The organism is Flavobacterium macrobrachii, assembly GCF_014486675.1.
In the GTDB taxonomy this organism is placed as follows: Bacteria; Bacteroidota; Bacteroidia; order Flavobacteriales; family Flavobacteriaceae; genus Flavobacterium; species Flavobacterium macrobrachii.
In genome coordinates this window covers 19914-45035 of the sequence record NZ_JACTAC010000021.1, presented here as the reverse complement: position 1 = coordinate 45035, position 25122 = coordinate 19914, and the positions used below count along the sequence as shown (strand labels likewise).

Sequence of the window (25122 nt, the reverse complement as noted above, 5' to 3'; positions counted from 1 at the left end):
GTTAATTATATAAATTAAATGAATAGTATTTTCCTCATCTTTTACTCGATAACGCAAGTAATCTTTGGTTGCTTCAGCAGTTATAAAATCAGAAGTAATAAACCAATGATTTAGATTTTCAAGTGTGGCGTTTTGGAGGTCTAAAGCGATGATTTTATAGTTGGTATTCATATTTGTAAGAATTTTCAAGAGTGGAACCAATTTAAATATATAACGAAAAAAAATGTTAAAAAAAACATTAATTTAAATTTAACATTTCACAAAAAAGCCCAGACATTTAATCCAGGCTTACTTTTACTTATTTCTATACCTCATCAAAATAGCGTTTTTGATTTCGTTGATTAAGTGGATGTTTTTTGCGTGGTGTGCTTCTTGTTCTTGCAGCAGCTTGAGTGCTTGGATGTTTTTGTGGTGCAGCTCGTGTTCACGCATTAATCGGGTTGCTTTTGGATTGAACTCTTTTTTGAATTCATAGAGAGATAAGAACGGAATAACCGAACCGCGAAGAAAAGGCATCCAGAATTTAGATTTCCATAGGCTCATGGCAATCCAAAAAATGTCCTCTTTTTGAGCTTCGGTTTGAAATACAAGTACAAAGCTGTTTGTAAAAGGTTCATTGCTTGGTTTTCCGCTATTCAGTCCTTTTGATAATACGAAAAAGTGCGGTTTGGCATAGTGCGCCCCAGGTTGGTGGGTTTTAATAAAAATTGTGTCCATAGTACAAGGATTTAACAGGTTAACTTCCTTCGTCTTTCCTTCGTAATTGCCCGAAATGTGATTGGAAACCGAGATGCCCCACACACATTTTTGCAAAAGAAAAAAGGAAAAAAAAGAAAGCCCTCTTGCCTTGTGGAGGGTTTCAAAAAAGCAAGTTTTTTTTGAATTTTTTTTTCTTGTTTGATCGTTTCGTTTTGAAGGAATTACTCGAAAAAAAAATTCAAATAACCGGGACGGCTTGAACTTGCTTTTTTGAATACCCGGAACAAACCTTTGGCTTCTTTTTTATCCTTTTTTTTGTAAAAATGTTTACCCCAAATGTTCTTGTGAACTGGGGTTTTAGGGGTGTTCAATCAGGATTCGTGAACAAGGGTGTGGTTTTCTTTTTTTTGCTAGACGACCTCGACTTCGCTCGGTTTGACAATGTTTCTTTGTGAAGATGAGAAAAAAGAAAAACACACTCTTGTGATAGTTTGATTTTTGAGGATGCTTTGAAAGTGTTCAGTGGTCAGTTTTTAGTGGTCAGTGGAGTGCGTGAACTGGAAATGGGAAGCATCTTCAAAAAACAATGAAAATTACGTTAGCGGTAGCGTTCCTATTCTTTTTCGGGTGGGTGCGGCTGGGAGCGGATATTTTACATAATAACTGTTATGACTGCCGTTGGCGTAGCATTCGGAGATGGAAGGCATTATAACACTTATTATGTAATAATAGCTTGGGAGTGGTTTTTGTGTGTTTTTAGCGTTTGTTTTTGGATTGGGTGTAAGTGGATAAAAAAAGGCGGACTGTGCGCGAGGGGTTGGGAAAACAGGGAGCCTTTTTTTATTGACTTACTTTGGGTAAAACAAGTGCTAAAAACACACAAAATACCACTAGTGCGGTAGGGAGCGTTGGACTGGGTGGGCGCAAATAACTTAGCGAAGCGTTCCTATTTAAAACAAAGAAAACAAGAAAGCCATTTGCTTACTTTTTAGACCCGATGGGAGTGATACCGTGTTTAACGGACAGCGGGAATATGGAAACCAAGAATGCCCGATCCCGACGCTTCGGGATTTCGCTTCATAAAATTCTATATGATAGTTTTAGCATAGAAGATTTTGTGGAGTATTATCTATTTTGGTTACCATTAATTAACTTCGTATAGGATGGTAAATTATTTGCGAGTGTTTAGGGAATTCCTTTAATGAAAAAAAAGATTTTTATTTTTTGTTGATTTTTTTTTTTTTAAAATAATTGTCAGGAATTCAAAATGTTTTCGTCTAAATTAGATAAAAATGTAATTATGCGACATTTCTTCCTTATTCTTTTCCTTTTTTCTACTGTAATTTATGGTCAGAAAACTATTCCTGAAGTATTAAAAAAATACAATTCAGAGCGTGTTTCGTATATAAATGTTAAACAAGCTTCGATTAAGTCACCTGTAGTCTTTTTAGATGCAAGAGAATTGATTGAATATAATACGAGCCATATTAAGGGAGCTATACATGTAGGTTATAACAAGTTCAATCAAAAATTAGTTTTAGAAGAAATAAAAGATAAGAATACAACAATTATAGTTTATTGTTCTATTGGTGTAAGAAGTGAAAAAATTGGAGAAAAATTATTGAAGTTAGGCTATTCTAATGTTTTTAATCTTTATGGAGGCATTTTTGAATGGAAAAATAATGGTTATAAAGTATTTAATCATTCAGAGCAAGAGACAGAATATGTACATACGTATAGTAAAGAATGGAGTAAATATCTAAAAAAAGGAATTCAAACTTATTAATATATAGCATCATGGAAAAAACGTACTACGATCCATCAGATTTGAAAAAATTTGGAAAAATATCAGAATGGAATGAGGAATTAGGTTCAAAATTCTTCGAATACTATGGGAAAGTTTTTGAAGAAGGAAGTTTAAAAGCAAGAGAAAAATCATTAATTGCATTGGCAGTTGCTCATACCGTTCAATGTCCTTATTGCATTGATGCTTACACAGGAGATGGTTTGAAAAGAGGAATTACTAAAGAGGAAATGATGGAAGCTTTACATGTAGCGGCAGCCATTAGAGGAGGTGCTTCTTTAGTGCATGGTGTCCAAATGATGAACAAGTATGACAAATTATCAATGTAATTTAATTAGAGTGAATGTTAGCAAAATCATTACAAGCAAAAAAAAGTGAGCTTTCAAAAACGGAAAAACAATTAGAAATTTTATCTAATGGTTTTTTTAAAGACGGATCTTTACCCACTTTTGCCAATAAACTTAAAGGAATTGACCAATTTCCTTTACGCCCAAATAAAATTGAGATTTTACAAATTAATGTAGGTTACATGTGTAATCAAGTTTGTGCACATTGTCATGTAGATGCTGGTCCAGATAGGAAAGAAATTATGACTATCGAAACCATGGAGCACATTTTGGATGTATTAAAAACAACTTCTGTCAATACATTAGATTTAACTGGAGGTGCTCCTGAAATGAATCCTAATCTTCGTTGGTTTGTTGAAGAAGCTTCTAAATTAGGCGTAAAAGATTTTATAGTACGTTCTAATCTAACCATTATTTTAGCGAATAAAAAATATCATGACTTACCTGAGTTTTTTGCTAAACATAATATTCATGTTATTTCATCTTTACCCTTTTATAAGAGGGAAAAAACAGATAAGCAAAGAGGTGATGGTGTTTTTGATAAATCAATCAAAGCATTACAAATGCTTAATGATGTTGGTTATGGAAAAGAAGGAAGTCCACTTAAATTAGATTTAGTATATAATCCTTCTGGAGCATTTCTTCCAACAGATCAAATGGCACTTGAAAAAGATTTCAAGAAAGCTTTAAAAGAAGATTTTGATATCGATTTTAATAATCTATTTGCCATTACGAATATTCCAATTAGTAGATTTTTAGATTACTTAATAGCATCAGATAATTATGAAGATTATATGAATGCTTTAGTAGAAGCATTTAATCCAAAAGCCGTTGGTAATGTGATGTGTACCAATACCATTTCTGTTAGTTGGGATGGTTATTTATATGACTGTGATTTCAACCAAATGTTAGGCTTAAAAGTAGCCTCAAAAGAGCAGCATATTTCGGAATATAATGAGGCATCATTAAGTGATCGTGACATTGTAATTTCTCAACATTGTTATGGGTGCACCGCAGGATCAGGAAGTAGTTGTCAAGGTACGGTAGCATAATCATGGAAAAGAAATTAGTTTTAGTTTTTACTAGAAATCCTGAATTAGGAAAAGTAAAAACCAGATTAGCAGCAACTATTGGCGAAAAAAATGCTCTTGAAGTTTATGTGTATTTATTAACACACACTAAAAATTGCATCTCACAAGTCAATGCCACTAAACGTGTATTATATTCTGAAGCCATTACTTTACATGATATTTGGGATAATACCACATTTGAGAAAGACATTCAGCAAGGAACCGATTTAGGAATGCGAATGCAGCATGCTTTTGAAAAAGGATTTGAAGATGGCTTCAATAAAATTGTTATTGTAGGTTCTGATTTGCCAACGCTTGATTCAAAAGATATTGAAGATGCTTTTTTGTTATTAGATACAAATGAAGTAGTTATTGGTCCAGCTGAAGATGGTGGTTATTATCTTTTGGGTTTAAAGTCAATTCCGAATGGTATATTCGAAAATAAAAATTGGGGCACTAACAGTGTTTTAGCAGATACCTTAACTAATTTATCGCATATTCAAACAGCATTTATAAAAATGAAGAATGATATTGACACTATCGAAGACATTAAAAACATTCCTGAATTTCAAAAATATTTATAGAAATGAATGCAAAAACAATAGACATCACTACAAGTTTTCTTAAAGAAAAAGGGTTTCTCCATCCAGAAATTGGTATTGTATTAGGCACTGGGCTTGGACAATTAGTGAATCATTTAACTATCGAATGTGAAATAAATTATGCTGATATTCCAAATTTTCCAGTTTCGACAGTTGAATTTCATTCTGGTAAATTGATTTTTGGAACATTTGAAAATAAAAAAATAGTTGTAATGCAAGGACGATTTCATTTATATGAAGGGTATTCTTTGCAAGAAATTACATTTTCCATTCGAGTTTTAAGAGCATTGGGCATTCAAAAATTACTAATTTCAAACGCCGCTGGAGCCATAAATTTAGACTTCAAAAAAGGAGATTTAATGCTTATTGAAGACCATATCAATTTACAAGGAGGTTCACCATTGGCATTTGCAAATGTTTCCGAGTTTGGCGAACGCTTTACCGATATGAGCGAACCTTATAATTTGAATTTACGTCATTCGATTGTTGAAATTGCTAAAAATCAGAATATTACTTTACACAAAGGAGTTTATGCTGCCGTTGTTGGTCCACAATTAGAAACCAAGGCTGAATATCGCTACTTAAAAATTATTGGAGCTGATGCAGTAGGCATGAGTACAGTTCCAGAAGTAATAGTGGCAAATCATTTGCAATTACCAGTTTTAGCTGTTTCTGTATTAACTGATGAGTGTAATCCTGATGATTTAAAACCAGTAAACATTCCTGACATTATAGCCATTGCTGGAGAAGCAGAACCTAAAATGATTACACTATTTAAAGCATTAATTAAAAATATTTAAAACAATACCACTATGAGTTATTTAGACGCTACAAACGATTTATATAAAAATGCTGCATTAACACCCGATGTTGGTTTATGCTGTACCACAACACCTATTTGGAAATTTCCGGGATTAGAAATTCCAAAAATTATGCAGGAAATGAATTATGGTTGTGGTAGCACTATTTCGGCACAAGATTTAATTAATAATCCGAAGATTTTATATGTGGGTGTTGGCGGAGGTATGGAATTGCTACAATTCTCTTATTTTTCGAGACAGAAAGCAGGAGTTATAGGTGTCGATGTGGTGGATGAAATGTTAGAAGCCTCTCGAAAGAATTTTTTAATTGCCGAACAAGAAAATGAATGGTTTAAAAGTGAATTTGTTGAGTTGAGAAAAGGAGATGCATTGAATTTACCTATTGAAAATGAAAGTATTGATGTTGCTGCACAAAACTGTCTTTTTAATATTTTTAAGGCTGAGGACTTAAAAAAAGCATTAGAAGAAATGTATCGTGTTTTAAAACCTCACGGACGTTTGGTTATGAGTGACCCAACATGTGAACAAGAAATGAATGAAACTTTACGAAATGATGACCATTTACGAGCTTTATGTTTAAGTGGTAGTATTCCCATTGCTGATTATATTAAAGCGTTAACAGATGTTGGTTTTGGTACTATTGAAATAAGAGGCAGACGCCCCTATAGAATATTAGATACAGAGAACTATCCCACTGAAGCGTTAATTTATATTGAAAGTATAGAAGTTTGTGCCATAAAAGATCCAATGCCAGCAGATGGTCCATGTGTTTTTACAGGTAAAGCTGCCATTTATTATGGAAAGGAAGATTATTTTGATGATAAGAATGGTCATATTTTAATGAAAAATCAGCCATTAGCCATTTGTGATAAAACGGCTGCTGCTATAGCTTCATTGAATAGAAAAGATATTTTTATCAGCGAAAGTACCTATCATTACAACGGAGGAGGTTGTTGTTAAAACTTAATCAATTTTTAAATGATTAATCTAATTTTAATTTTAGCGGTTCTTTTTCTAGCTTTTAATAATGGTGCAAATGACAATTTCAAAGGTGTGGCAACATTGTATAGCAGTAAAACAGTATCATATAAAAAAGCACTTTTTTGGGCTACAACAACAACGATTTCGGGTTCTATTTGTTCAATTTTTTTAGCTAAAAGTTTATTGAAAAATTTTTCCGGAAAAGGATTGGTACCCGATGTATTGTTATTAAACCCTATTTTTCCCATTTCAATTGCTATTGGTGCGGCTTTAACAATTTTTATAGCAACGAAGAGTGGAATGCCAGTTTCAACTACTCATGCATTGGTGGGAAGTTTATTTGGAGTTGGTTTTATGGCTGTAGGCAATGAGTTTAATTTTAAAAAACTTACTGACGCTTTTATTGTTCCGTTACTAACAAGTCCTTTGTTAGCTTCATTATGCGCTGTAGTTTTATATTATTTATTTTCTACAACACGAAAAAAACTTGGAATAAAAAAGGAAAGTTGTTTATGTTTAATTGAAGACAGTTACGCTAAAATTAACTGTAATAGTTTTGTCTCAGATGTAAAAATTGAAAGTTCATTAACGATTTCAAGTTGCACTTCGGTATCAGAAACCTATTCAAATCGAATTTTAGGTGTTTCAAGTCAGAAAATTGTCAATTTTTTTCATTTTATAAGCGCTGGAGCAGTTGGATTTGCAAGAGGGTTAAATGATACTCCAAAAATTGCTGGAATATTACTAATCATAACTTCGGTTAATTCAAATTGGTCCCTTTTTGCGATAGCATTAGTAATGGCGATTGGTGGAATTTTAAACGCAAAAAAAGTTGCAAATACAATGAGTAATAAAATATCTGCAATGAATTTTGGACAAGGTTTTACAGCAAATTTAATTACAAGTTTATTAGTTTCTACAGCAAGTTTTAATGGACTTCCAGTTTCAACAACACATGTTTCTGTTGGGTCAATTTTTGGAATTGGATTAGTTAATCAATCGGCCGATTATAAAACTATTTTAAAGATAGTGACTTCTTGGGTTTTAACTTTGCCAATTGCTGCTATTATAAGTGGTTTTATTTTTTATACTTTCAAATTATAACAAAAATGAATCAGTATATAGAACTTATTACCAATTCATACAGTGGTTATTTTAACTACTTAAAATCCGAAATTTTATTTTGGAAATGGGATAATTATTTCTATGGTTTATTATTTATTTCCTTAGGTGTTTGGTTGTTAGAAATTGTATTTCCATGGAGAAAAAATCAACCGATATTTCGTAAAGATTTTTGGTTGGATTTGTTTTATATGTTTTTCAATTTTTTCTTATTGAATTTACTTTTACTGATTGCATTATCCAACGTTACAGAAGCATTATTTAATGATTTTTTAAGTCTTTTTGATCTTCAATTGACTTCAATTCAATTGTTTTCTTTATCAGAATTGCCAAAACCATTTGGATTGCTTTTGTTTTTTGTATTGAGTGATTTTGTACAATGGAATATACATCGCTTGCTGCATCGCATTCCTTTTTTATGGAACATTCACAAAACGCACCATTCTCCTAAGCAAATGGGTTTTGCCACTCAGTTTCGTTATAATTGGATGGAAGCAGTAGTGTACAAATCCATACAATATATTCCATTAATATTAATTGGTGGTTTTGCTCTTGAAGATGTGTTTGTTGTGCATTTTATTGCCATTACTATTGGTCATTTGAATCATGCTAATATTGGTTGGGATTACGGTGTTTTAAAATATATTTTCAATAATCCTAAAATGCACATTTGGCATCATAGCAAAATATTACCTTCTAAGTATGGGGCAAATTTTGGTATTTCTTTGAGTGTTTGGGATTATATATTTAAAACCCATCATATACCGAGCGATGGAAGAGATATAGAATTAGGTTTTTCAGATGAAGATGAATTTCCTCAAGACTTTTTGCAACAAGAACTTTATCCTTTTAAAAAATAGTTTGTCAGGAATTCGTAAAAGTTTCGACTATTCTTAAAATTAAATAAAATAAAAATGAGAAAAATAATTTTTATAATAGCCTTATTGCCTTTTTTATCGTGTGCAAATTCAAACGAAAATAGCATTCCAGAATGGGCTTATGCAGTAGAAAATCAAAATTCAATTAAAGTAATAGATCATCAAAAGTGGCATGTGCTATTGCAAAAATATGTTACAGATAAAGGGAATGTAGATTACAAAGGATTTAAGAAAGATGCAAAAGCATTACAAGTTTATTTGGATGAATTAGCCGCAAATGTACCTCAAAAATCATGGTCTCGAAATGCGATTTTAGCTTATTGGATAAATGCCTATAATGCCTATACAGTAAAACTTATTTTAGATAATTATCCTTTAAAAAGTATAAAAGATATTAAAGATCCTTGGGGTAAAAAGTTTTTCACTTTAGGAACAAAAAAATATAGTTTAGAAGAAATTGAGCATGAAATATTGAGAAAAATGAACGAACCAAGAATTCATTTTGCGATAAACTGTGCTTCTTTCTCTTGTCCAAATTTATCAAATCAAGCTTATACAGAAGCTAAATTAGAAAGTCAATTAGAGGCTGGAGCAAAAGCATTTATAAATGATAAAACTAAAAACACAATTACTGCTAATAATATTGAAATATCAAAAATATTTGATTGGTTTTCGGGAGATTTTAAAACAAAAGGAACTGTTATCGATTATTTGAATCAATACAGTGCTGTTAAGATTAATAAGAATGCTAAGGTTAAATATAAAGAGTATAACTGGAGTTTAAATGATTAAAGTTTCTATAATAATTCCAATTCTCAATGAAGTCGATGCCATACATCGGCTTTTGTTGCATATAGAAAAAACGATTTCAAAGACCTATTCATATGAAGTTATTGTAGTAGATGGTGGTAGTTCAGATGGTTCTCAAAATCTCGTTCAAGGTATCAAAAATGTCATTTTGGTTCAGACAGAAAAGGGAAGAGCAAAACAAATGAATGCTGGAGCAAAAATTGCTAAAGGTTCTATTTTGTATTTTTTGCATTGTGATAGTTTTCCACCTACAGATTTTGATTTAGAAATAATAAAACAAGTTGATAAAGGTAATTTAGCAGGTTGCTTTCGTATGAAATTTGATTACAATCATCCTGTACTTTTAGTTTCTCAGTGGTTTACAAGATTTAATCATATTTCATGTCGAGGTGGGGATCAATCTTTATTTGTAGCTAAGCATTTATTTGATAAAATTAATGGTTTTAATGAAAGCTATATTATTTATGAAGACAATGAAATTATCAAGCGACTCTATCAAGAAAAACAATTTGTAGTTATTCCAAAATATCTCATTACTTCAGCTAGAAGGTATCGAATTAATGGTGCTTGGAAGTTACAATATCACTTTACAGTAATTCATTTAAAGCAAAAGCTAGGGCATTCTAATGAAAGCATGTTAAATTATTATAAAAAAAAAATTAGTTAAATGGAATACAAAGGTTCATTAAATGAGTATTTTCATATTGCAACCATCAAAAAAGAGGATGCAGTTTGGTTAAATCAATATAAAGGAGATTACTTGCGTATTTTTTGGAATGATCAAAGAGACACAACATTAATTATTGATGGCGTAGAATATCCCTTGTTACTTAATCAAATTTTGTTTTTAACTGACATGCATGATATTGTCATTTCAAAAATGGATGAAATTAACCTAATCCGTTTTAACAGAGAATTTTACAGTTCTGAGTTTTTTGATAAAGAAATTGGTTGCAATGGTGTGCTATTCTTTGCCAATGAAAAGATTCCAGTTATTGATTTGGATGAATTACAATTACCTAAATTCAAATTACTTTGGATGGTATTCCTAAGCGAGTTTGAATCGCGAGACAATTTACACGGTCAAATGTTGTTGATGCTCTTGAAACGTTTTTTAATTCTTTCTACCCGAATCTATAAAAAACAAAACAAATCATTAAGACTTCATGTTAACAAATTAGATACAATTAGAGAATTTAATTTATTGGTTGAAATGCATTATAAAAAAATGCACACCGTTTTTGAATATGCTAATTTAATGAATAAACCAGCAAAGTCGTTGACTAATCTTTTTACTTTGCACTCAGAAAAAACACCACTAAAAGTGATACAAGATAGAATTCATATAGAAGCTAAAAGACAATTGTTATTTACCCAAAAAATTGTGAAAGAAATCGCTTTTGAATTGGGATTTGAAGATGTTACTTCCTTTAGTCGATTTTTCAAAAATAAAGAAGGGCAATCTCCAACAGAATTTAGAGACAAAAACAGAACAATTGACAATTAATCAGGAAAAATTGTATAATTATAATTATTTGATTTTTATAACTTTGTATAAATAAAATGTTATGAAAAAGAAAATTTTACTTTATGTCTTTGGCTTACTTTGTTTTGCTTCAGCAAAGGCACAATGCACTGCTAACGGAACAGGTTTTGGAAACAATACTAGTATTCCAAGTTATAATGTTTCAGGAATGGTTTCAGTAGTACTAAATGAAAACAATACTGTTACAGTAAATTTAGGCAGCAATTTTTCTACTGCGTCTGGTCCTGATGTTCGGATTTTTTTAGTTGATAGAGGAACACTTACAAATGCCCAGCTGAGAATAACCAATAATTTTTTATCGCGCCCTAGAATTGAAATGGGATTAGTTACTGGAAATGGTGTGGCTAGTTTTACACAAACAATTCCCAACGGATTCAATATCTCTAATTTCAATACAATTTATTTTTATTGCCAACAGTTTAATGCTTTTTGGGACTTTGGAAGTTTTATGCCATTTACGGCTTCTAATTGTACCACTCTATCTACTGCATCCTTTTCTGCCCACAATATCAAATTGTATCCCAATCCATCTAAAGGTATTATTTCGATAGACATTGATGAATCTACCGAAATAAAGTTATTTCAAATATATTCATCATTAGGTCAAAAAGTTGTTGAAATAAATGAAACTTTTAAATCTAAAACAAGTTTAGATTTAACGCATTTAGATAGCGGTATTTATTTTCTTTATTTTACCGATTACAATAATAATACTTCTATAAAAAAAATTAGTCTGGATAATTAATGATTTTAATTTGTTTAGTATATTTAATTTAAGCTTTGAATGCGGTGTGTTCTCTCACCGCATTTTTCAATTATAAAACATTTTTATTTTACAACTTGTGCTTAAGCTGAAAAATCAATATAAATTTGAAAAAATTCCATCTTGGATTTTATAATAATAATTGGAATAAAAGATACAAATCAGTAATATTTAAAAATATTGTCCTATACCAAATACAATTCCGCTTGAAGAATTTCTTGTTATTCCATATCCATAATCAATTCTAAATGTGGCATTAAAAATGGTTTTATGTATAAATCGCAACCCAATTCCAGAATAAATTCTAAAATTTTCTGAATCTATAAAATCATTGAAATTTCCGCCAGGTTGGCGCCAACTACCGGAATCTATAAAGGCATTACCTTGTAAAACAAACCAATTTTTTTCATAAATCGTTGTTCGGTACTCCGTGTTAAAAACCAGCACTCCGGTTCCGCGATCAATAATATTACCCACACCGCGAATGTTTAAATTATTGTCTAAAGAAAACGGAGCGAACGGACTTTCATCATTGGAAGATAATCCTAATCGCAATCTACTGGCCCAATTCCCTGTTTTTCCTATTCGTTTGAAATAGGAAAAGTCATTCCAAGCGATAATAAATTCATTTTGAAAGGCATTGGAACTAAAAACATATTGACCAAAAAAGTTGCTACGAAATCCGTTGACCAAATAAAAATCATATTTCAAGTTATCAAAAGTATAGTTCGACTTCAACATAATTTTATCAACTTCAAAAAATTGCGGCACATTCTCAGCAGTTGAACCGGAACGGTATTGATACTTTTCTGAAAAAACAGTAGCCCCGAATTTAACAGAATTCCTGAAATTCAATCGATAAACACCTAATATCTCAACTCCTGTATTGCTATATTCATATCGGGCTGGCAATGCATTGATAAAAATGGGTTCAATGCTGGCTAATTTTTGATAACTACTTTCAATCCCAAAATTTGCAGAAAACAAAAAAGGAGCAGAAAAGAATAATCCGAATGAAGAAATACCATTCGATTGATAATAGCCTCCTAAAGTATTATTTCTTCCTAAAAAATTATAATCAAATACTCCGATTCGATAAGCGGCTTCTGCTTCATCTGTTGTCCATAGTTGAAGATTAGGTAAGATGCTCCAATTTTCTATTACCGTATAAGTAACATTAAACGTTTCATCTGCTGACTTTGTAACCGTATAAGTTACGTTGGAAACACCATTCAAGCGAGTTAATGCCGCAACATCATTGTCTAATTTTAAAGAATCCAATTGTTCGTTCACTTTCGTTTCAATAAATTCAGTCATGAAATTAACGTTCATTTTTTTTACACCATTCCAAGATATAAGTCCTACCCTATCTTTTTGAGCAAAGAGTGAACTACACGAAAGAAAAAGAATAAAAAGGCTGTTTTTCATGTTTTTTTCACAAATATCTACAGAAATCTTTAAACGTTTAACGCTTTTAGTAAAATTGTCAAATAATAAGGAAAAATAGTAAATAACTAATTGAACGAAAAAATCAAAATTTGTTTAACAAAAAATAAATCTTAACACTTAAAAAAAAATGCTATGAAAAAGTTTTTTTACCCGCTTGTCTTATTGACAGCTTTTACAATTTCATGTAGTTCTGATGACGATGCTACTTCAACTTCCACCTTACGTTTAAATCTAAATGGTTTAGAAAACCTTGGGGCTAATTTTGTTTATGAAGGTTGGATTGTAGTAAATGGAACACCAATTACCACAGGAACATTTACAGTTAATGATGCAGGAATGCTATCCAAAACAGAGTTTGACGTTGATAGGAATCAATTAAGAAATGCAACAGATTTTGTACTTAGTATTGAGCCAACTAACGACCCTGATCCAGCTCCATCAAACACAAAATACCTTGCAGGTTCATTTAATGGAGTAACAGCTACTGTAACTTCAGGAATTATTGGCGATTTTAGTGTATCAACAGGGAAGTATGTACTAGGTACACCTACCAATGGTAATGCAAATCCAAACGCTGGAGTTTGGTTTATGAATGGGAACGGACCAAGTGTAGGTTTGAGTTTGCCAACATTAGATGCAGGCTGGAAATATGAAGGTTGGGTGGTAAGCAATGGTGTTGTACTAAGTACAGGTACATTCTCAAATCCGAATGGCCCTGACATGTCTGCCATTTATTCTGGAATGATGCCTTCTCCACCATTTCCAGGTGAAGACTTCTTATTAAATGCACCTGCTGGATTAACATTTCCTGCTAATTTGAGTGGCGCAACTTTGGTAATTTCGGTTGAGCCTTTTCCAGATAATTCGCCAATGCCGTTTACATTAAAGCCATTGTCTCATAATGTTGCAAATCCAGCAATAACAGGTACAACCATAAGTATGGAAAGAAGTTTAATGTCTTTTCCAACAGGAACGGTTTCTAGATAACATTAGTTTTCTCTAAATATAGCCTAATTTTTTTTAATGGAGGTTTAACATTAGCCTCCATTTTAAAAATAAGGTTAAAATCATTAGAGCGTTGACAAAATCATTTATTTGAGAAATAAACTTTTTAACACAAATCCAATATTTTCCCAAAAAACAAAAGATTAAATATAATGAAAAAGATACTATTTTTAATGGTAGTTCTCTTACATAGCACTACATCAATTGCTCAAGAAACTTCTTTTTTTTCAACTACAGACAGTTTTTTAAATAAACATGTTCATGGTAAAAAAGTAAATTATGAGGCTGTTAAAAAAGATAACAAAACTTTAAAAGATTTAATGCTACAAATTGCATCTTTTAAACTTTCCAATGATTCAAAAGTCAATAAAGCATTTTTTATTAATGCTTATAATATCGTAATGATTAATGCCATTGTAGAAAAATATCCTATAAATTCACCGATGGACATAGCCGGTGTTTTTGATAAAACAAAATATACTGTTGCAGGAACCAAATTAACGCTAAATGATATTGAAAATAAAATGATTCGGGAAAAATACAAAGATGCTAGAATTCATTTTGTATTGGTGTGTGGAGCAAATGGTTGTCCACCGATAACAAACTTTGCTTACACTGCTGAAAATTTAGAACACCAATTGGAACAACAAACCAAATTGGCTATCAATAATCCGGATTTTATCAAAGTCAATGTAAAAAGCAAAAAAGTGGAAATATCCCAAATATTTGAATGGTACAAAGAAGATTTCATCTCCACTAAAAGTTCGTATATCGATTTTTTAAATAAATACAAATCAGAGCCAATTCCTGCCAATTTTAAAGTAACTTTTTACAACTATGATTGGAGCTTAAATAAACATTAATGTAGAACAAACATGATGCATATGAAATCACTAAAATTATCAATACTAGTTAGTATTTTATTGGTTCAATTCTCATTTTCACAAGAAATTGAAGAAACAGAACAATCCAATATTCAAACCTATACTCCTTCAAAACTTTTAGAAAAAGGAAAATGGGACATCAAATGGTTTAATAATTTATACACACAAACCAAAGAAGATAGAAATGGCGAAACATTTGAAGTACCGAGATCTACTTTTTTTACAACATCTGTTGAAGTCTTCACTGGAGCCAGTAACAACAAGAAATTTAATGTTGGTTTAATTGTGGAGTATCGTTCAAATTCTTTCGCGGACAAAAGTGCGGGTAGTGTCTTCTCTTTTCAAAATGAAACAGGTGAAGCAAGAAGTGGGTTAGGTCATATTGCTCCGTCAGTTAAAATAGCTCCTTTTAATTCGCTTCCTAGATTTTCTATTCAAAGTTCATTTTTCATTCCGGTTTTTGACAAAGAGAGTGATGAAAACGGTTTCCTGGCACAAAAAAGTTTTATTTGGCAAAACCGCTTTTTTTATGATTACACTTTTCCGGGCAATAAATTTCAATTATTCTCTGAAATTGGAACCCGTTTATTTTTGGGCAACAAAGACGAAGGTTTTGCAAACAATAGCATTGAATTGGCTCCTGGTGTTTTCCTGAGTTATTTCCCAACATCAAAATTCACAGTTTTGGGTTTTATTCAACATGCTCAATTGGTAGACTTAGGGAATGAGTTTGAACAAAATTATTCTGCATTAGGAGCCGGTTCAAAATACCAACTCACTAAAACATTAAATGTAGAAGTTTTATATAGTAAATTTGTGAGAGGCAGTGATAGTGGACTGGGTCAATCATTTAATTTAGGGCTACGAGCCATTTTCTAAATAAAACTAAATTCCTCTTTTAAGTTTAAATAAGATCAAAATGGAGCATGTTGTAATAATAGGCAATGGTATATCGGGAGTTACTCTAGCAAGGCATATTAGAAAGCAATCAGAAAAAAAGATTACAATTATTTCATCAGAATCAGATTACTTTTTTTCAAGAACAGCTTTGATGTATGTTTTCATGGGACACATGAAGTTTGAACATACACAACCTTATGAAAATTGGTTTTGGAAAAAAAATCGTATTGATCTAAAAAAAGCTTTTGTAGAAAATGTAGATACGGATAGTAAACTTGTCATTTTTTCTTCAGGAGAAGTTTTAAAATATGATAAACTAGTTATCGCAACGGGATCAAAACCCAGTAAATTTGGTTGGCCAGGTCAAGATTTGAAAGGCGTAATGGGTATGTATCACAAACAAGATTTAGAAAACCTAGAGAAATATGCTCCCAACAATCAAATTTGTAAAAGAGCGGTAATCGTTGGCGGTGGATTGATTGGTATTGAATTAGCGGAAATGTTACATTCCAGAAATATTCCTGTGACATTTTTAGTTCGTGAAGATAGTTTTTGGAATGGTGTTTTGCCACAAGGTGAAAGTGCAATGATTAATCGTCATATCAAAAACCATCACATTGATTTGCGTTTGTCAACCAATTTAAAATCCATAAATGCAGATGAAAACGGTTTTGTAAAATCGGTTACAATTGAGAATACTGGTGAAGAGATTGCTTGTAATGTAGTAGGTTTAACAGCGGGTGTATCTCCTAATGTTGATTTCTTAAAATCTTCTAAAATTGAATTGGGACGTGGCGTGAAAGTAAATCGTTTTTTAGAAACCAATATAAAAGATGTTTATGCTATTGGTGACTGTGCCGAACAACATGAAGCCATAGGAAAAAGACGTCCAATTGAAGCTGTTTGGTACACAGGAAGGATGATGGGTGAAACTTTAGCACAAACTATTTGCGGAAATCCTATGCAATATAATCCCGGACATTGGTTTAATTCTGCTAAATTTTTTGCTATTGAATACCAAACGTATGGTTGGGTTTTTAGTGAAAAAATGAAATCCCAATTTGAAGAGCATTTTCATTGGAAACACAAAGATGATACCAAATGTATCACGGTTGCCTATCATAAAGAAACAAAGAAGTTTTTAGGTATCAACACTTTTGGAATTCGTATGCGTCATGAAACGTTTGATAAATGGCTAACAGAGCAACGAGAAATAGATTATGTAATACAGCATTTATCAGAAGCTAATTTTGATCCCGAATTTTATAAACATTATGAAAGAGAAATTTTAGAAGCATATAATCACCAACTTCAAATCGTATAAAATGAGTACTAAAGTCAATCATAGTATGTCGTTGGCAAAACCAGATGCTACCGACATTTCAACGAAACAAAAAGTAGCATTAGCTATCGGAATTATAGGTCTATTTATCATGATGTTGGCATTTTTGAATTTTGATTTTCCTAATAGAGCAGTTTCTTTAGGTTTATCATTAGCTGCCATCAGTATCGGAACAGTTATTTATGCAAGAGATGCTTATTTGAATAAGTTAGAAGGTATAAAAAATGATGGCGTTTGGTTTAAGTCCATTTCTTCTCGAGGTCTTTGGGGTTGGATTGTTGGCATTATTCTAACTACATTTTATATTGTACTTTATTTCCTTCCAACGTATTTAGGATTAGGTGAAAATGGCAATCCAAATTCGGGTCTCATCAGTTTGTTTGATCCGTTAAGCCAATTATTGAGTGGAAGGAATGCCAGTCAATGGTTTGTATATGGAACACTTTATACTGTTGCTATTTTTATATTTGGCTACAAGTTTATGTTAAAATACAAACATAATCGTTACCAACAAGTTCGAACACTTTCTGTCATGTTTTTTCAGTTAGGTTTTGCCTTTTTGATTCCAGAATTTATGTATGTAATGAATAGTGATTTGCCTTACTATGATCTAAAATCCATTTGGCCACTCAATTACTATATTTTTGACGAGTGGTCTGTAAATGGATTTTTATCTAACGGCACAATTGGTTTAGGACTTATTTTGTTTGGAATACTTTCTATTTTTGTCATTTCTCCCATTTTAACTTATAAATATGGCAAACGCTGGTATTGTTCATGGGTTTGTGGTTGTGGCGGATTGGCCGAGACTGCTGGTGATTCTTTTCGTCAACTCTCATCAAAGAAATTATCGGCTTGGAAATTAGAACGATGGTTGGTTCATATCGTTTTGGTTTTCTCTGTGGTGATGACTGTGGCCATGGTTTATACCTATTTAGGTTATGATAGCAATAATTTTTGGTTAACCCGTGACGTATTCATCATGGCTGTCATTGCATTTTTAAGTGTTGTTTTTGGTATTGTGCTCTATTTTAAAGGAAAAGAACTTGGTAAAGATGCAAAAATAGGTGCTATTGGATTTTTTGTAGTAATCCTACTCTTGTTGGTACTTCATTTTACAGGAACTACCCAAGAAGTGTTTTTTATTCAAGGAAGTACGCTGCGTTCCGCTTATGGTTTGTACATAGGCTCTATTTTTTCGGGTGTTATTGGAACCGGTTTCTATCCTATTTTAGGTAGTCGTTCTTGGTGTCGCTTTGGTTGTCCGATGGCAGCAATTTTGGGATTTCAACAAAGATTGTTTTCAAAATTTAGAATTACTACCAATGGCGGACAATGTATTTCTTGTGGAAATTGCTCAACGTATTGTGAAATGGGAATTGATGTAAGAGCTTATGCCCAAAAAGGCGAAAATATCGTACGTTCATCCTGTGTAGGATGCGGAATTTGTTCTGCTGTTTGTCCACGTGGCGTTTTAAAATTAGAAAATGCATCCGAAAAAGGAAGAATCAATTCAAATGACATTTTACTGGGAAATGATGTGAATTTACTTGATTTGATTAATCAAAAATAAAGTCAGTTTTGGCAAGGATAGATTCAAAACAATTGAAATGAAACAAATACAACTGCTTATTTTAGTGATTTTACTGACTTCTTTTACCGAAAAAGAATATGTCAAATTGTATTTTGAAAACGGCAAAATGAAGGCAGAAGGCTGGATATTGAATGATGAAAAAACAGATTATTGGTTTTACTATTATGAAAACGGAAACAAAAAAGAAGAAGGTCATTATTTGGATAATAAAAAAACGAAATGGTGGGTATATTATGATAAAAAGGGAACCATTGTAAAAAAATGTGAACACAAAAACAATAAATTGAACGGATTAACGATAGTGTACTCCAAAGGAAAAATTTCAAAAGCAGAAAAATACACCAATGGAAAAAAAGTAAAAACGTGGACCGATTTAAATGAATTTAAAAAAGATAATATAGACTTTTAGTGAATAGAATTAAAGTAATCATACCGGCTTTCAATGAAGAAAATGCAATTGCTAAAGTAATTGCAGAAATTCCTGATTGTGTCGATGAAATCATTGTAATTAGCAACAATTCAACTGATAAAACGGAAGAGGTTGCCAAAAACGCTGGTGCTACAGTACTTTCAGAACATCGAAAAGGATATGGTTACGCCTGTTTAAAAGGCCTGGAATACATCGAACAGCTGGAGATAAAACCCGAAATAGTTGTTTTTTTAGATGGCGATTATTCCGATTATCCAGAAGAATTATCGCATTTAATTGAACCCATAATTAACCATAAGATTGATTTCGTAATTGGAGCCAGAGTAAAACAGTTACGTGAAAAAGGAGCTATGACACCTCAACAAATTTTTGGTAATTGGCTGGCTTGTTTTTTAATGAAACTATTTTTCAATGCTAAATTTACAGATTTAGGTCCATTTAGAGCCATAAAATACCATAAATTGAGGCAACTAAAAATGGAGGACAAAACCTATGGTTGGACTGTGGAAATGCAATTAAAAGTAATGAAACAAAAAATGAGTTATGTAGAAGTTCCTGTTCGTTATAAAAACAGAATTGGAACTTCAAAAGTATCGGGTACAGTCAAAGGAACCATCATGGCAGGAATAAAAATAATAGGTTGGATTTTCAAATACGCATTCAAATAAGATGATCAGCACACTTTCTTATATAATTTTAATTATTTACAGCATTGCCATTTTATTAATGTTCTTGTATGGTTTGGCACAGCTTAACTTGCTTTTTAATTACTTGAAAAGTAAAAAAACAAGGAAAAAACATGAGCAATTCGATTTTACAAATCCAAACGAAATACCGCATATCACCATTCAACTGCCTATTTATAATGAAAAATATGTGGTGGAAAGGTTGCTAATTCAAGTTTCAAAATTACAATATCCATCTGATAAACTGGAAATACAAGTTTTAGATGATAGTACTGATGACAGTGTTATACAAACATCAAAGTTGGTTCATCAAATTGCACAAACCGGCATTGCTATCAAACATATCACCCGCACCAATAGGATTGGTTTTAAAGCCGGTGCATTGAAAGAAGGCTTAGCAATAGCCAAAGGTGAATTCATCGCCATTTTTGATGCCGACTTTTTACCGGAAAAAGATTGGCTCCTGAAAACGGTTCCTTATTTTAAAAACGATAAAATTGGCGTAGTTCAAACGAGATGGGGTCATCTTAACAAAAAATATTCAATCCTAACAAAAATTCAAGCTTTTGCGTTGGATGCACATTTTACGTTGGAACAAGTAGGTAGAAATTCTAAACTGCATTTTATAAACTTTAATGGAACAGCCGGTATATGGAGAAAAAAATGCATCCTCGATGCCGGTAATTGGGAAAGCGATACCTTAACCGAAGATTTGGATTTAAGCTATCGGGCACAATTAAAGAAATGGGAATTCATTTTTCTGGAAGATGTGGTTACACCGGCTGAATTGCCAGCCATTTTAAGTGCTGCTCGCTCCCAACAATTTCGATGGAATAAAGGTGGAGCCGAGAATTTTGTTAAAATGAAACGCCGTGTAATGGGTGCTACCACCCTTCCATTAAAAACAAAACTACACGGATTATTGCACTTGCTCAACAGCTCCATGTTTTTGTGCATTTTTACCATGGCCGTATTGAGTATTCCGGTTTTGTTTATTAAAAATCAGTACAGTCATATCAGTTTATATTTTGATATCATGGTCTTTTTTGTAGTCACTTCAATCATATTCTTTATCTGTTACTGGAATACTTATAAAGTTATTGAAGGCAAAGGTTTTGTGAATTTTTCAAAATATACGGGCCTATTTTTTACGTTTTACAGTATTGCGATGGGATTTTCTTTTCAAAACTCAATTGCTGTACTGGAAGGATTATTAGGCAAGAAAAGTGAATTCATCAGAACGCCAAAACTCAACATAGAAGCCTTCAAAGAAAAGTGGAAAGAAAACAGTTATATTTCAAAAAAAATATCAAAATACACCATTTTTGAAGGTTTACTAATGCTCTACTTTTTATTTGGTTTAGTTGCAGGATATCATTTAAATGATTTTGCATTGTACCCGTTTCACTTAATGCTCTTTTTCGGATTTAGTTATGTGTTTTTTAATTCGTTTAAAAGTACCTAACCTTGAATTATATATCCAAATATGTGTATTCTTTTGCAAGTATTGCTTCAATAATAGCTTACTTAGCCATCGCTTATTTCTTCCCTAGAGAAAATTTTATTGCCTTATTTGGATGCTATAGTGTAGCCTTTTTTAGTTTTATTGCACTCTGTAAAAATGAATCGATTACCGAAAAACAGCTTTTTTATTTAGGGATTTTTTTTAGAGCGCTTTTTCTATTTGGGATACCCTTTTGGTCACAAGATTTTTATCGTTTTATATGGGATGGTAATTTAGTGAGTCAAGGATTTAATCCGTATTTGAATACACCTAATCAAATCATCAACAGCATTTCTATACCTAATGCTCAAGAATTGTACAACAAAATGGGAGCATTAAGTGCCGCTCATTATTCCAATTATCCGCCAATTAATCAGCTTCTTTTTGGAATTTCAAGTTATTTAAGTCCTAATTCAATTTTTTGTAATGCTTTAATTCTAAAACTAATTATTTTAGTATCCGACATTGGAATATACCATTTTGGTAGAAAAATTTTGCTTCATCTTCATCAAAATCCGAAGAAAATATTTCTTTACTTTTTGAATCCATTAGTGATTATCGAGCTTACAGCAAACCTTCATTTTGAAGGCGTAATGCTTTTCCTTTTTACGTTAGGAATGTATTATTTCTTCAAAGAAAAAATTGTAGTTGCCGCACTATTCATTGCTCTTTCCATAGCCACAAAATTACTTACCTTATTACTGCTCCCTTTTTTGTTTCACCAACTTGGTCTTAAAAAAAGTAGCTACTTTTACAGTGTTGTATTGAGTATTGTATTATTAACTTTTCTGCCTTTTTATTCTTCAGTATTAGTTTCAAATTATTCAAAAACTATTGGACTTTGGTTTACCAATTTTGAGTTTAACGCCAGTATTTACTATATTATTCGTGAAATAGGCTTTTATGTTAAAGGCTACAACATCATTCAAACCATCGGAAAGTTTATACCCTTTGTTACTTTACTAGTCTTTTTATACTTTGCTGTATTCAAAAAAAACAAACCTGCTAAACACCTTTTTTCAAACGCTCTTTTTGCGCTATCCATCTACTTTTTTATATCAACCACTGTGCATCCTTGGTACATTATTAACGTTGTTTTTCTATCACTATTTACAAGATTTAAATTTCCTGTTTTTTGGTCGTATTTAATCATTTTAAGTTATTTTGCCTATTCAAATACACCATTTAAAGAAAATTATATTTTACTTTTGATTGAATATGGGCTTGTTTTTACTATTCTTTTTTACGAATTAATCCCACCTAGAAAAATTATCAGCAATGGATGATCACCTGAAAATAGTGGAAAAATGGGTTCATTTATATGGTGATATACTCTATAATTGGGCTTTCCATAAAACAAATTCCAAAGAAATTGCGGAAGATTTGGTTCAAGAAACATTTATCATAGCTTTAAAAAAAATCAATCAATTTGAGAATAGAAGTTCGCCCAAAACCTGGCTAATTGCTATTTTAAATAATAAAATTATTGACCATCATCGAGCCAATTATTCCACAAAATTCACTTCCATTGAAAAAAACGGAATCACTTTAACCAATACAATGTTTGACAATGAAAATTTTTGGTTGAATGAACTGGATGAAAAAATTTGGAATGAAAATGATAAGAGTAGCGTTGAGCGAGTAGAAAGTAAATTAAAAGAATGTATATCCAATTTACCTGAAAAATGGAATTTAGCTATCAGTTATAAATATTTTTCCAATCAAAAAACAGAAGTTATTTGTCAGGAATTAGGAATCACTACGTCTAATTATTGGCAGATTATTCACAGAGCCAAGTTACTATTAAAAAAATGCGTAGAGTCAAAATGATAAATCTTAGAAAAATTTTACCTTATTTGTTATATTCTTGCAAAAGAGTATCTGCCATTATCAGTATTAATCCATCGGAACGCACTAAAAAAGAACAGTTTATATTGGAATATCATAAATTGATTTGCAAAGCGTGCCATAACTATCAGTACCAAAACGACATTATTGAAAATTCACTTTCAACTTCAAATGAAGAAACAACTGTTTTATCTGAAGAGAAAAAAGCAGCAATTATTTCTACTTTAAAAAGCAATTTCAAATAGTAGTGAAAAAGATGTAAACTACTGAAAACTTAAAAACAGTCTCACTCAACCGCTCACAAAATGAAATCATTGGATACCTATTTCCCAAAAATGAATCCAATATTTCTTGGCTTTTTCATCAGTCTTTTAGGTTCCTTACCCTTGGGTTATATTAATGTGGTTGGACTACAAATCTTACTTCAACAGGGAATCATTAGTCATGTATTATTTGTGTTCGGTATTGTTGTTATTCAATTTTTTATGTTAAAATCAGTGAGCATCGGTGCCAAATGGTTGGTGAAACAAAAAAACTTAATGTTGTTTATTGACGTTTTTACCGTTTTGTTTTTTGCTTTACTGAGCTATTATTTCTTTACAAATTACAATGTAACGTCATCTTCACTTTCGCAATTTCCGTTATCCAGTTATCCTTTTTTGCTGGGTTTGTTTCTTAATGTCTTGAATTTTATTCAATGGCCGTATTGGGCAGGCATCTTTATCTATTTATTCAGAACAAAAAAATTAAATCCGAACAAGCACAACAACTCTATTTTTATAGTCGGTGTTTTAGTAGGTACTTTTACAGGAATGTTAGTATTTGCTCACACTTCACACTTTTTTATTCAACAAAGTGATTTCAAAATTAATGCTTATTTCAATAGTATTTTTGCAGTGTTGTTCTTAGGTTTAACACTAATGCAATGTTTTAAATTAGTGGTTAATTACAAAAAAAGAATCAACGCAAAAAGAGATTCTCTGTTATAGAAAATCTCTTTTTAATACGCTGTTTTTTTGTAAACAAACTGTAATTACTTCTTCACACTAATAGCATAATGCGGCGTAGGATTTAAAGGACACGAGTAAACATATTCCCCCTCTTTTAACTCAACAACTCCTGTAAGTTGAGTATCACCTTTTTTAATTAATGCAGTAGTAAAAGAGTTTTCTAAAGCCGTTTTCATTACATCCATATTTTTGTCTGAAGCCTTTTGAATTACAAAACCTACTTCTTTGTTGACATCTATGTTGGTTACTTTAAACTGATATTTACCCGGTTTTAATTGTAAGCCTTTAACATTGAATTCACCCGTTGTTTGAGATAAATCAATCACGGTTACTTTCTGCTCTTTTGATTGAGCAAAAGAAATGTTGGAAGAAAATAGTGTAGCAACGGCTACTAATACGAAAGTTAAAAATTGTTTTTTCATTTTGATTTAATTTTAAATGTTATTAATTTATGAATAGTTAAAGATTAAGAAAGCTCCGGTGCAAGTGGAAAGTCAATTTCAAAACCGGCAAGATTGTGGATATAGTTACTAATTACTTTATCTCCAATAACAATAACAACATCAATCAAATTTGCTTCGCTATAACCAGCTGCAAAGAAATTATCTTTTACCTCTTGATTTACTTTGGCTTTATTTTCTACCACTGCTTTTACAAATTTTACTAAGGCATCTAATTTTGAATCAAATGAGGCACTTCCTTTTCTAAGTTCAATTACTTGCTCATCTGTAAAGCCATTCATTTTACCAATTAGAGTGTGTGCCGACTGACAATACAAGCATCCATTGATTTGACTTGTAATCAAATTGATAACTTCTCTTTCTTTAGCTTTTAAAGTGCTCTTTCTGTTTTGAAAAGTTAAATAGTCGCCTAATGCTGTTTCGTTTTTAGCATAATAAGCATACAGATTTGGTACAAAACCTAAAGCATTTTTAAGATTGTCAAAAATGGCTTGATTGTTTTCCGATACATCTCCTCGGGTGGGAACTGAAAATTTTGTCATTGTTTATAATTTTATGATTATTAA

The 25122-nt window shown here is 31.7% G+C and carries 28 protein-coding genes; 24 read left to right on the top strand and 4 right to left on the bottom strand.

Annotated features, from left to right (window positions below):
• Positions 1 to 294: 294 nt before the first annotated feature.
• A complete protein-coding gene (locus tag IAI56_RS06835) occupies positions 295 to 717 on the bottom strand; it encodes a DUF6943 family protein (protein ID WP_187657160.1) in 423 nt (140 codons plus the stop codon).
• 1282 nt (positions 718 to 1999) lie between these two features.
• Here IAI56_RS06835 and IAI56_RS06830 point away from each other — a divergent pair.
• The 12 genes from IAI56_RS06830 to IAI56_RS06775 all read left to right on the top strand — a co-directional run bounded on the left by IAI56_RS06830 (position 2000) and on the right by IAI56_RS06775 (position 11425).
• Positions 2000 to 2485: a rhodanese-like domain-containing protein gene (locus IAI56_RS06830; protein WP_094414389.1), complete on the top strand. Its 486-nt coding sequence runs from the start codon at positions 2000 to 2002 to the stop codon at positions 2483 to 2485.
• An 11-nt stretch (positions 2486 to 2496) separates the two neighbouring features.
• Positions 2497 to 2832, top strand: a complete 336-nt coding sequence (locus IAI56_RS06825) for an arsenosugar biosynthesis-associated peroxidase-like protein (RefSeq protein ID WP_094414387.1) — start codon at positions 2497 to 2499, stop codon at positions 2830 to 2832.
• Positions 2833 to 2846: 14 nt separating this feature from the next.
• The gene (arsS, locus tag IAI56_RS06820; RefSeq protein ID WP_187657159.1) at positions 2847 to 3902 is read left to right on the top strand and encodes an arsenosugar biosynthesis radical SAM (seleno)protein ArsS; all 1056 of its coding nucleotides are present in this window, start codon (positions 2847 to 2849) and stop codon (positions 3900 to 3902) included.
• 2 nt (positions 3903 to 3904) lie between these two features.
• Positions 3905 to 4504 carry a TIGR04282 family arsenosugar biosynthesis glycosyltransferase gene (locus IAI56_RS06815; RefSeq protein WP_094414383.1) on the top strand — a complete coding sequence of 200 codons (600 nt, stop codon included), beginning with the start codon at positions 3905 to 3907 and terminating at the stop codon, positions 4502 to 4504.
• Positions 4505 to 4506: 2 nt separating this feature from the next.
• The gene (locus IAI56_RS06810; RefSeq protein ID WP_187657158.1) at positions 4507 to 5322 is read left to right on the top strand and encodes a purine-nucleoside phosphorylase; all 816 of its coding nucleotides are present in this window, start codon (positions 4507 to 4509) and stop codon (positions 5320 to 5322) included.
• Between the two features lie 12 nt (positions 5323 to 5334).
• On the top strand, positions 5335 to 6303 hold the full coding sequence (gene arsM / locus IAI56_RS06805; RefSeq protein WP_187657157.1) for an arsenosugar biosynthesis arsenite methyltransferase ArsM: 969 nt from the start codon (positions 5335 to 5337) through the stop codon (positions 6301 to 6303).
• An 18-nt stretch (positions 6304 to 6321) separates the two neighbouring features.
• Positions 6322 to 7428, top strand: coding sequence for an inorganic phosphate transporter (locus IAI56_RS06800; protein WP_187657156.1), 1107 nt, complete (start codon positions 6322 to 6324; stop codon positions 7426 to 7428).
• Between the two features lie 5 nt (positions 7429 to 7433).
• Positions 7434 to 8306, top strand: a complete 873-nt coding sequence (locus IAI56_RS06795) for a sterol desaturase family protein (protein ID WP_187657155.1) — start codon at positions 7434 to 7436, stop codon at positions 8304 to 8306.
• A 54-nt stretch (positions 8307 to 8360) separates the two neighbouring features.
• A complete protein-coding gene (locus tag IAI56_RS06790; protein WP_094414375.1) occupies positions 8361 to 9116 on the top strand; it encodes a DUF547 domain-containing protein in 756 nt (251 codons plus the stop codon).
• Positions 9109 to 9801, top strand: a complete 693-nt coding sequence (locus IAI56_RS06785; RefSeq protein ID WP_094414373.1) for a TIGR04283 family arsenosugar biosynthesis glycosyltransferase — start codon at positions 9109 to 9111, stop codon at positions 9799 to 9801. The genes IAI56_RS06790 and IAI56_RS06785 overlap by 8 nt, the downstream gene beginning before the upstream one ends.
• On the top strand, positions 9802 to 10641 hold the full coding sequence (locus IAI56_RS06780) for an AraC family transcriptional regulator (protein WP_094414371.1): 840 nt from the start codon (positions 9802 to 9804) through the stop codon (positions 10639 to 10641).
• A gap of 61 nt (positions 10642 to 10702) precedes the next feature.
• Entirely contained in the window at positions 10703 to 11425 is a 723-nt protein-coding gene (locus IAI56_RS06775; RefSeq protein ID WP_094414369.1) for a DM13 domain-containing protein, read from the top strand.
• A 189-nt stretch (positions 11426 to 11614) separates the two neighbouring features.
• Here IAI56_RS06775 and IAI56_RS06770 read toward each other — a convergent pair whose 3' ends face one another.
• Positions 11615 to 12871, bottom strand: coding sequence for a BamA/TamA family outer membrane protein (locus tag IAI56_RS06770; protein ID WP_094414367.1), 1257 nt, complete (start codon positions 12869 to 12871; stop codon positions 11615 to 11617).
• 153 nt (positions 12872 to 13024) lie between these two features.
• Between IAI56_RS06770 and IAI56_RS06765 the strand changes: the two genes are divergently transcribed.
• From IAI56_RS06765 to IAI56_RS06710, 12 genes are all read left to right on the top strand, one after another.
• Positions 13025 to 13879: an anti-sigma factor gene (locus tag IAI56_RS06765; RefSeq protein WP_187657154.1), complete on the top strand. Its 855-nt coding sequence runs from the start codon at positions 13025 to 13027 to the stop codon at positions 13877 to 13879.
• 170 nt (positions 13880 to 14049) lie between these two features.
• Positions 14050 to 14760, top strand: coding sequence for a DUF547 domain-containing protein (locus tag IAI56_RS06760; RefSeq protein WP_187657153.1), 711 nt, complete (start codon positions 14050 to 14052; stop codon positions 14758 to 14760).
• 21 nt (positions 14761 to 14781) lie between these two features.
• A complete protein-coding gene (locus tag IAI56_RS06755; RefSeq protein ID WP_187657152.1) occupies positions 14782 to 15660 on the top strand; it encodes a transporter family protein in 879 nt (292 codons plus the stop codon).
• A 40-nt stretch (positions 15661 to 15700) separates the two neighbouring features.
• A complete protein-coding gene (locus tag IAI56_RS06750) occupies positions 15701 to 17005 on the top strand; it encodes an NAD(P)/FAD-dependent oxidoreductase (protein ID WP_187657151.1) in 1305 nt (434 codons plus the stop codon).
• A 1-nt stretch (position 17006) separates the two neighbouring features.
• Positions 17007 to 18596 (top strand): 4Fe-4S binding protein, encoded by a 1590-nt coding sequence (locus IAI56_RS06745; RefSeq protein ID WP_187657150.1) that lies wholly within the window; start codon positions 17007 to 17009, stop codon positions 18594 to 18596.
• A 37-nt stretch (positions 18597 to 18633) separates the two neighbouring features.
• Positions 18634 to 19026, top strand: a complete 393-nt coding sequence (locus IAI56_RS06740) for a toxin-antitoxin system YwqK family antitoxin (protein WP_094414357.1) — start codon at positions 18634 to 18636, stop codon at positions 19024 to 19026.
• Positions 19026 to 19715 carry a glycosyltransferase family 2 protein gene (locus IAI56_RS06735; RefSeq protein WP_094484987.1) on the top strand — a complete coding sequence of 230 codons (690 nt, stop codon included), beginning with the start codon at positions 19026 to 19028 and terminating at the stop codon, positions 19713 to 19715. The genes IAI56_RS06740 and IAI56_RS06735 overlap by 1 nt, the downstream gene beginning before the upstream one ends.
• A 1-nt stretch (position 19716) precedes the next feature.
• Positions 19717 to 21198, top strand: coding sequence for a cellulose synthase family protein (locus IAI56_RS06730; RefSeq protein ID WP_187657149.1), 1482 nt, complete (start codon positions 19717 to 19719; stop codon positions 21196 to 21198).
• Positions 21199 to 21200: 2 nt separating this feature from the next.
• Positions 21201 to 22523 carry a polyprenol phosphomannose-dependent alpha 1,6 mannosyltransferase MptB gene (gene mptB, locus IAI56_RS06725; RefSeq protein WP_187657148.1) on the top strand — a complete coding sequence of 441 codons (1323 nt, stop codon included), beginning with the start codon at positions 21201 to 21203 and terminating at the stop codon, positions 22521 to 22523.
• Positions 22516 to 23067: an RNA polymerase sigma factor gene (locus tag IAI56_RS06720; RefSeq protein ID WP_094414350.1), complete on the top strand. Its 552-nt coding sequence runs from the start codon at positions 22516 to 22518 to the stop codon at positions 23065 to 23067. The genes mptB and IAI56_RS06720 overlap by 8 nt, the downstream gene beginning before the upstream one ends.
• Positions 23049 to 23330, top strand: coding sequence for a hypothetical protein (locus IAI56_RS06715; protein ID WP_187657147.1), 282 nt, complete (start codon positions 23049 to 23051; stop codon positions 23328 to 23330). Before IAI56_RS06720 ends, IAI56_RS06715 begins: the two co-directional genes overlap by 19 nt.
• A gap of 60 nt (positions 23331 to 23390) precedes the next feature.
• On the top strand, positions 23391 to 24074 hold the full coding sequence (locus tag IAI56_RS06710; RefSeq protein ID WP_129583031.1) for a hypothetical protein: 684 nt from the start codon (positions 23391 to 23393) through the stop codon (positions 24072 to 24074).
• A gap of 44 nt (positions 24075 to 24118) precedes the next feature.
• Here IAI56_RS06710 and IAI56_RS06705 read toward each other — a convergent pair whose 3' ends face one another.
• Together IAI56_RS06705 and IAI56_RS06700 are read right to left on the bottom strand one after the other, a co-directional pair.
• The gene (locus IAI56_RS06705) at positions 24119 to 24517 is read right to left on the bottom strand and encodes a hypothetical protein (protein WP_094414344.1); all 399 of its coding nucleotides are present in this window, start codon (positions 24515 to 24517) and stop codon (positions 24119 to 24121) included.
• Between the two features lie 44 nt (positions 24518 to 24561).
• The gene (locus tag IAI56_RS06700) at positions 24562 to 25098 is read right to left on the bottom strand and encodes a carboxymuconolactone decarboxylase family protein (RefSeq protein ID WP_094484993.1); all 537 of its coding nucleotides are present in this window, start codon (positions 25096 to 25098) and stop codon (positions 24562 to 24564) included.
• Positions 25099 to 25122: the final 24 nt, after the last annotated feature.